Source organism: Rhizobacter sp. P3_B12 (assembly GCF_056402895.1).
In genome coordinates this window covers 1-8272 of sequence record NZ_JBFUGN010000191.1, presented here as the reverse complement: position 1 = coordinate 8272, position 8272 = coordinate 1, and the positions used below count along the sequence as shown (strand labels likewise).

7 protein-coding genes are annotated in these 8272 nt (G+C 69.3%); 6 read left to right on the top strand and 1 reads right to left on the bottom strand.

The window, feature by feature from the left end; translation table 11 throughout:
• The coding region (locus AC1D01_RS12860) for a hypothetical protein (protein ID WP_477866733.1) at positions 1 to 277 on the bottom strand (277 nt) is incomplete at its 3' end.
• Positions 278 to 446: 169 nt separating this feature from the next.
• Between AC1D01_RS12860 and phaC the strand changes: the two genes are divergently transcribed.
• The 6 genes from phaC to AC1D01_RS12830 form a co-directional block, all read left to right on the top strand.
• Complete coding sequence (gene phaC, locus AC1D01_RS12855; RefSeq protein WP_477866735.1) at positions 447 to 2078, top strand: class I poly(R)-hydroxyalkanoic acid synthase; 1632 nt, start codon at positions 447 to 449, stop codon at positions 2076 to 2078.
• 82 nt (positions 2079 to 2160) lie between these two features.
• A complete protein-coding gene (locus AC1D01_RS12850) occupies positions 2161 to 3339 on the top strand; it encodes an acetyl-CoA C-acetyltransferase (protein WP_047513561.1) in 1179 nt (392 codons plus the stop codon).
• 99 nt (positions 3340 to 3438) lie between these two features.
• Positions 3439 to 4176 carry an acetoacetyl-CoA reductase gene (phbB, locus tag AC1D01_RS12845; RefSeq protein ID WP_477866731.1) on the top strand — a complete coding sequence of 246 codons (738 nt, stop codon included), beginning with the start codon at positions 3439 to 3441 and terminating at the stop codon, positions 4174 to 4176.
• 447 nt (positions 4177 to 4623) lie between these two features.
• The gene (locus AC1D01_RS12840; RefSeq protein WP_477866729.1) at positions 4624 to 6471 is read left to right on the top strand and encodes a thiamine pyrophosphate-binding protein; all 1848 of its coding nucleotides are present in this window, start codon (positions 4624 to 4626) and stop codon (positions 6469 to 6471) included.
• Between the two features lie 30 nt (positions 6472 to 6501).
• Complete coding sequence (locus AC1D01_RS12835; protein ID WP_477866727.1) at positions 6502 to 7437, top strand: LysR substrate-binding domain-containing protein; 936 nt, start codon at positions 6502 to 6504, stop codon at positions 7435 to 7437.
• Between the two features lie 159 nt (positions 7438 to 7596).
• Positions 7597 to 8272: FAD-binding oxidoreductase (locus AC1D01_RS12830; RefSeq protein WP_477866725.1), on the top strand; the 676-nt coding region annotated here is incomplete at its 3' end.

Genomic DNA, 8272 nt, shown 5'->3' with positions numbered 1-8272 from the left:
GTTCTTTTCGTTCCGGCGCGACCGCATCACCGGGCGGATGGCCGCTGCCGTCTGGTTGCGCTGAAGCCGGGGAGCCTGCCTCGGCGGCGGCTTCGGCCTGGCGTTGCGCACGCCGCCGCGACGGCGTGCCCAGCAGGTACAGCACGATCGACAGCGGCAGCACGCCGTACAGCAGCAAGGTGAAGACCGCGCCGAGCACGGTGCCTTGCGAGCTGGTCGCCTCGGCGATGCTCATCATGACAACCACGTACATCCAGGCAATCGCGACGAGGTACATTTTTGAGGCCGCTCGGCGGCTGGTGTCGAAGCGAAGAGTGTGACCCGAAACTGACCCCAAGGCGGCGGCCCGTGCGAGGCCGGCAAGGAGACCTGTGAAGAATCAAGCGGCGGTGGCCCCCGACAGTGCCGATGCATTCGGCGCGACGATCGGTGACGTTTTCAAATCGATGAGCGGGCTGAGCCTGCCGTTGCCGGCCCTCAGCGCGCTGCAGGCCGACTACATGGCGCAGGCGAGCGCGCTGTGGAACCAGAGCATCGCCGGCGCGCCGTCGAACGGTGCCGCGGCCCGGCCCGCCCCCGAACCGCTGGGCGACCGCCGCTTCAGCGGCCCGGCCTGGGCCGACAACCCGATGGCCTCGTTCACCGCGCGGCTGTACCTGCTGAACGCCCGCACGCTGATGGGCCTGGCCGACAGCGTCGAGGGCGACGAGAAGACGCGCGAGCGCATCCGCTTCGCGGTGCAGCAGTACGTCGCGGCGGCCTCGCCCAGCAACTACCTGCCGCTCAACCCGGAGGCGCTGCAGCTCGCGCTGAAGACGCAGGGCGAGAGCATCCTGCACGGCGTGCAGCACCTGGTGCAGGATCTGCAGCAGGGCCACGTCTCGCAGACCGACGAGAGCGTGTTCGAGGTCGGCCGCAACGTCGCCACCACCGAGGGCAGCGTGGTGTTCGAGAACGAACTGTTCCAGCTGCTCGAGTACAAGCCGCTGACCAGGACCGTGTTCGAGCGGCCGCTGCTGATGGTGCCGCCGTGCATCAACAAGTACTACATCCTCGACCTGCAGCCGGAGAACTCGCTGATCCGCCATGCGGTCGCGCAGGGCCACCGGGTGTTCGTCGTCAGCTGGCGCAATGCCGACGCGGGCCTGTCGCACCTCGGCTGGGACGACTACATCGAAGACGCGGCCATCCGCGCGATCGACGTGGTCACGGAAATCACCGGCGCCGACAAGCTCAACACGCTCGGCTTCTGCGTCGGCGGCACCATCCTCGCGACGGCGCTGGCGGTGCTGGCCGCGCGCGGCCGCAAGCCCGCGGCCAGCATGACGCTGCTGACGACCTTCCTCGATTTCAGCAACACCGGCGTGCTCGACCTGTTCGTCGACGAGGCGATGGTGCAGCTGCGCGAGATGACGCTCGGCCCGGCCAGCCCGAACGGCGGCGGGCTGCTGAAGGGGCAGGAGCTGGCCTCCACCTTCAGCGCGCTGCGCCCGAACGACCTGCTGTGGAACTACGTCGTCGGCAACTACCTGAAGGGCGAGACGCCGCCGCCGTTCGACCTGCTGTACTGGAACAGCGACAGCACCAACCTGCCGGGGCCGATGTACTGCTGGTACCTGCGCAATACCTACCTCGAGAACAACCTGGTGAAGCCGGGCCGCGTGACGGTGTGCGGCGAGAAGCTCGACCTGTCGCGCGTCGACATGCCGACCTACGTGTACGGCTCGCGCGAGGACCACATCGTGCCGTGGGACGCGGCGTACCGGAACACCCAGGTGCTGAAGAAGGCGAAGACGCGCTTCGTGCTGGGCGCCTCGGGCCACATCGCCGGCGTGATCAACCCGCCGGCCAAGAAGAAGCGCAGCCACTGGATCGGCCAGGCCCAGGGAGCGCAACCCGCCAGCGCCGACGAATGGTTCGCGGCCGCGCAGGAACACCCCGGCAGCTGGTGGACCGACTGGGACGCCTGGCTGGCCGGCCACGCCGGCAAGCAGCTTGCGGCCCCGAAAAACCCTGGCAGCCGCAGGCACAAGCCGATCGAGCCGGCGCCCGGGCGCTATGTGAAGCAAAAGGCCTGATGCGCGCAGGCTTGACCCGGCGCCCGCAGCGCACCACATTCCCTCCAGCATCCGCCCTCAATCCCGTCAACAGGAGACTCCCATGTCCGACATCGTCATCGTCGCCGCCACCCGCACCGCCGTCGGCAAGTTCGGTGGCGCCCTCGCGAAGACGCCGGCCCCCGAGCTGGGCGCAGCCGTCATCGCCGAGCTGCTGAAGCGCGCGAAACTCAGCGGCGACCAGGTCAACGAGGTCATCCTCGGCCAGGTGCTCACCGCCGGCTCGGGCCAGAACCCGGCGCGCCAGGCCGTCATCAAGAGCGGCCTGCCGCAGGCGGTGCCGGCGCTGACCATCAACGCGGTCTGCGGCTCCGGCCTGAAGGCGGTGATGCTGGCGGCGCAGGCGATCCGCGACGGCGACTCCGAGATCGTGATCGCCGGCGGCCAGGAGAGCATGAGCCTCGCCCCGCACGTGCTGCCGAACTCGCGCGACGGCCAGCGCATGGGCGACTGGAAGCTGGTCGATTCGATGATCACCGACGGCCTGTGGGATGTGTACAACCAGTACCACATGGGCATCACCGCCGAGAACGTCGCGAAGAAGTTCGGCGTGAGCCGCGAGGCGCAGGACGCGCTGGCGCTGGCCTCGCAGCAGAAGGCGGCCGCCGCGCAGGATGCTGGCCGGTTCAAGGACGAGATCGTCGCGTTCAGCATCGCGCAGAAGAAGGGCGACCCGATCGTGTTCGCCGCCGACGAGTTCATCAACCGCAAGACCAATGCCGAGGCGCTGGCGGGCCTGCGCCCGGCCTTCGACAAGGCCGGCGGCGTGACGGCCGGCAATGCATCGGGCCTGAACGACGGCGCGGCCGGCGTGGTCGTGATGACCGCGAAGAAGGCCGACCAGCTGGGCCTGACGCCGCTCGCGCGCATCAAGAGCTACGCGACCGTGGCGCTCGACCCGGCCTTCATGGGGATCGGGCCGGTGCCGGCCTCGCAGAAGGCGCTGCAGCGGGCCGGCTGGAAGCCCTCCGACCTCGACCTGCTCGAGATCAACGAAGCCTTCGCGGCCCAGGCCTGCGCGGTGAACAACGAGATGGGCTGGGACACGAGCAAGGTGAACGTCAACGGCGGCGCGATCGCGATCGGGCACCCCATCGGTGCATCCGGCTGCCGCATCCTGGTGACGCTGCTGCACGAGATGCAGCGCCGCAACGCGAAGAAGGGCATCGCGAGCCTGTGCATCGGCGGTGGCATGGGTGTTGCCTTGACGGTCGAGCGTTGAAAGTTAAGCCAGGGTGAGCCAAGGGCGAACCCCGGTTGACGCCGCACCCGGGCGCGACGACGCTCGGGTGTCTGCACACCTATTTCAGGAGAGAAGAAAATGACCCAGAAGATCGCCTACGTCACCGGGGGCATGGGCGGCATCGGCACCACGATGTGCCAGCGCCTGCACAAGGACGGCTTCAYCGTCGTGGCGGGCTGCGGCCCGAGCCGCGATTTCACCAAGTGGCTGAACGAGCAGAAGGCGCTCGGCTACAACTTCCACGCGTCGGTCGGCAATGTCGGCGACTGGGATTCCACCGTCTCGGCGTTCCAGAAGACCAAGGCCGAGTTGGGCTCGATCGACGTGCTGGTCAACAACGCCGGCATCACGCGCGACGGCATGTTCCGCAAGATGAGCCGCGCCGACTGGGATGCGGTGATCGAGACCAACCTGACCAGCCTGTTCAACGTCACCAAGCAGGTGATCGACGACATGCTCGAGAAGGGCTGGGGCCGCATCATCAACATCAGCTCGGTCAACGGCGAGAAGGGCCAGTTCGGCCAGACCAACTACTCCGCCGCGAAGGCCGGCATGCACGGCTTCACGATGGCGCTGGCCCAGGAAGTCGCCAACAAGGGCGTGACGGTCAACACCGTGTCGCCGGGCTACATCGCCACCGACATGGTCAAGTCGATCCGCCAGGACGTGCTCGACAAGATCGTCGCCGGCATCCCGGTCAAGCGCCTGGGCACGCCGGACGACATCGCGTCCATCGTGGCGTGGGTGGCGTCGGATGAATCCGGCTTCGCGACCGGCGCCGACTTCTCGGTCAACGGCGGCCTGCACATGGGCTGAGGCCCCGGCGTCCCTTCCCGCGTTCGCGCGGACCCCGCAGCCCCGGTTGCCAGCATGCTGGCGCCGGGGCTGTTGTCATGGCGCCTGCAATTTCTTGCACGAGCTTGAGCCGCCGTGCCTCGAGCCATCGATTTGGCAGATGGCGCTATCGACATTGGATATGCCCCTCTGCGCGAAAGCTCACTAGCATTCGCATCCATTCATCACGCGCCGCCGGATTCACCCATCCGCAGGCCGCGGGGACCCTGGCCCATCGGCCTGCACGATTTCCCCGCAATTGAGACGCAAGCTGGCACCCGGCGGTTTTTTTGTCCCGGGCTTGTTGGCTGTCTCCCGTTGGACATCTGCTGTCGTCCCGCCCCCTTTGTCTCGCTCCCCTTGGTCTGTCAGCGCGCAGAACTCCGCATGCAGCACTTCCAGCCTCACGCCACCCTGTTTCCCGAGCCCGTGGACATTCCCCCCGACGGCCAGCGCACCACGCCCCACCGGCTCGGCCTGCCGGCGCGCTGGCAGACCGGCTCGCAGGCGGTCATCCAGGCGCTGATCGACAACGGCGTGACGATGTTCTTCCTGTGCAGCGGAGGCGCCCTGATCGCGCCGCTGTGCGAGGCGCTCGGCACGAGCGCCGGGGTGCGCGTCGTGCGGCTGTCGCAGGAGCGGGCGGCGGTGCACGCGGCCGAGGGCTATGCCAAGGCGACCGGGCAGATGGCGGCCGTGCTGGTGTCGGGCGGCTCCGGTGTCGCGGCGGCGGTGGCCGGGCTGATGAGCGCGATGGCCGATTCGGTGCCGCTGCTGTGCATCGCCGGGCAGGTCGAATCGGCGCTGATCGGCACCGATGCCTTCCGCGAATGCGATGCGCTGGGCATCACCCGCGCCGTGACGAAGTGGAGCCGGCGCATCGACCTGGCGCTGGCGCACGATGCGGCGGCCATCGTCGACCGCGCGGTGCAGATCGCCCGCGCCGGCCGCGGCGGGCCGGTGCTGCTCGACATGCCGCTCGACGTGCAGCGCACCGAAGTGACGGTGCGGCGCACCGGCGCGTCCGTGGTCGGCGCGGTGCTCACGGGCCAGGGGCCGCTGATGCCGCCGGATCGCCGGCTGGTCCGCGCGGTGGCGCAGATCCGTGCGGCGTGCCGGCCCCTGTTGTATGCGGGGGGTGGCGTGATCCGCTCCGGCGCCGCGGCGAGCGCGGCGCTGGCCGAGTTCGCGCGGGTGGCCGACCTGCCGTGCGTGCTGACGATGGCGGCACTCGGCGCGCTGCCCTCCGGCGACCGGCACTGCCTGGGCTGCCTGGGCGAGCAGGGCAGCCCGGTGGCGAACCTCGCGCTGCGGCACGCCGATGTCGTGGTCTGCATCGGCGCCCGCATCGACGAGCGCTCCTGGCCGCGCGGCGAGCCCCTGCCGGGCATGCTGATCCATGTCGACATCGATCCGACCAGCATCAACAAGGTCTGGCCATCTGCCACGCCGCTGGTCGGCGATGGTGGCGAGGTGCTGAAGGGGCTGGGCCAGCAGTGGCTGAAGAGCCTGCAAGGCCAGGCCGAGACGGAAGGCGACGGGCCCACCCCGCGGCACGCGTGGTGGCAGGCGATCGACGGCTGGCGGCGCGATGCCGCGCTCGCCGATGAAGTCAACGGGCCGCGCACGCGCACGCCGATCACCGACCAGGTGCTGCGGGCCCTGCGCGAGCCGCTGGCGGCGCTCGGGGCGGTCGTGACCGTCGACGACGGCCTGGCGCAGGCGGCCGGCGCACGCCACCTGCAGCACCTGCATCCGGGCCGCTGGCTGGTGTCGACCGGTGTCGGCATGCCGGGCTTCGCGTTGCCGGCGGCGATCGGCGTGCTGGCGGCGCACCCGCAACGGCCGGTCGTGTGCCTGAGCGATGCGAATGCACTGCTGCCGACCCTGCACGAGCTGCAGTCGGTCTACGACCACGGCTGGCCGCTGAAGCTGATCGTGTTTCCGCCGCCGCTGGCCGATCCGCGGCGCAATGCCGCGGCCTGTGCGGCGTCGCCCTCCGTGATGATCCAGCGGCCCGACATCGCCGCGGTCGCGCGCGCCTTCGGCTGGCGCATCCACCGGCTGAAGTCGGCCGCCGCGATCGAACGCGCGGTGGCCGACTGCCTTGCCAGCGACGAGCCCTACCTGCTGCAGGTCGACCTGTCGCTCGCCGACGCGCTGCGCGTCGAGCCGGTGGACGCCCTGGACGCATCGGCTGCCTCGGAGGGCGCGAACGGCCAGCCTTCACCGCAGATCGGGTCGCGGGTGCGGCTCGCGCTGGCGCGCCAGCGCTGAAACGCAACCCAGGAGGACAGGAAAATCGAGTTGAGACAGCTACGCTATTTCGTGCGCATCGTGGACCTGGGCAGCCTGTCCCGCGCGGCCGGCGTGCTGCACGTGGCGCAATCCGCACTGAGCCACCAGGTGGCCGCACTGGAAGACGAGTTCAAAAGCCTGCTGCTCAACCGCAGCTCGCGCGGGGTGTCGCCGACCGAATGCGGCCAGCACCTGTACCGCTATGCGCAAGCCATCCTGAAGCATGCCGACGATGCGCACGATGCGGTCACCAGCTGCTCGACCGAGCCGACCGGGCATGTCGGCATCGGCATTCCGCTGTGCATGGTCGCGCCGCTCGGGCTGCCCATCTTCAACGAGGTCCGCACGCGCTATCCGGCGATCCGCCTGCAGATCTACGAGGAGCTGAGCGRCACGGTGCTCGAATGGGTCAAGAGCGGCCGGCTGATGCTGGGCATCGCGTTCGACGACGGCAACCTCGAAGGGCTCGACATGGTGCGCGTGATGGAGGAGCGGTTGTTCCTCGTCGTGAACCCGAAGTCGCGGCTGGCGCGCCGCAAGGTCATCACGCTGCGCGAGCTGCAGGGCATCGAGCTGGTGCTGCCCGGGCTGGAGCAGGGGGTGCGCCACCGGGTCGAGCGCGTGATGATGCGCGAGGGCCTGTCGCCGCCGACGGTCATTGCCGAGATGAACTCGCTGGCGCTGCTGAAGCAGGCGGTCGCGGCCAACATCGCCGCGACGATCCTCTCGTGGCCCAGCATCGAGACCGAGGTGCTGCAGAAGAAGCTCGCGGTGGTCGAGATCACCCGGCCTTCGATCACGCGCACGGTGTCGGTGTGCGCCACCACCGTCGTCAAGCAGACACGGGCCGCCGAATGCGTGCTGGCGGCCGCCACCCTGGCCATCCGGCATGCGGTGCGCAACGCGGCCTGGCGCGGCGTGCGCCTGCTGAGCGCGAGCGCGTGACCCGCATGGCTGCAAGAAATTTCGTACCCGCAGTTCATACCGCAGCGCCGGCCAACAGGCGCCACATCCACCGTCTCAGAGAGGACCACCATGATCGACCTTGCGAACTCCGCCACTGACTTTGTGAACCCTGCCGTCCCCGCATTGACAGGTGCGCCGATGGCCTTGATCGATGCCTTGCGCCACACCTTCGGACTGCGCTTCAAGCTCGGCCGCCTGATGCGCGAGCAGTGCGGCCGCGAGCCGTCGGCGATCGACATGACGATGCCGGACGGCATCGTCTTCGCCCACACGACCGAAGAGGTGGCCGAGGTGGTTCGGCTGTGCGCGATGCACCGCGTCGCGGTGACCGCCTTCGGCGTGTTCTCGTCGCTCGAGCGGCATGTGCTCGGCCATGCGGGCGGCATCTCGATCGACCTGTCCGAGATGGACGAGGTGCTGACGATCAACGCACAGGACCTGACCGCGACGGTGCAGGCCGGCGTCACCCGCTCGCAGCTGAATGCCGACGTGAAGGACACCGGCCTGTTCTTTCCGATCGATCCGGGCTCGAAGGCATCGCTCGGCGGCATGGCGGCAACGCGCGCCGGCGGCACCAGCGCGGTGCGCTACGGCACGATGCGCGAGAACGTGCTGGCGCTCACCGTCGTGACGGCCGAGGGCAAGATCATCCGCACTGCGCGCCGGGCCAAGAAATCGTCGGCCGGCTACGACCTGACGCGCATCTTCGTCGGCAGCGAGGGCACGCTGGGCGTCATCACCGAGGTGACGGTGCGGCTGTACCCGCGGCCCGAGGCGATCGCGACGGCGGTGTGCACCTTCGCCGACGCGCGCA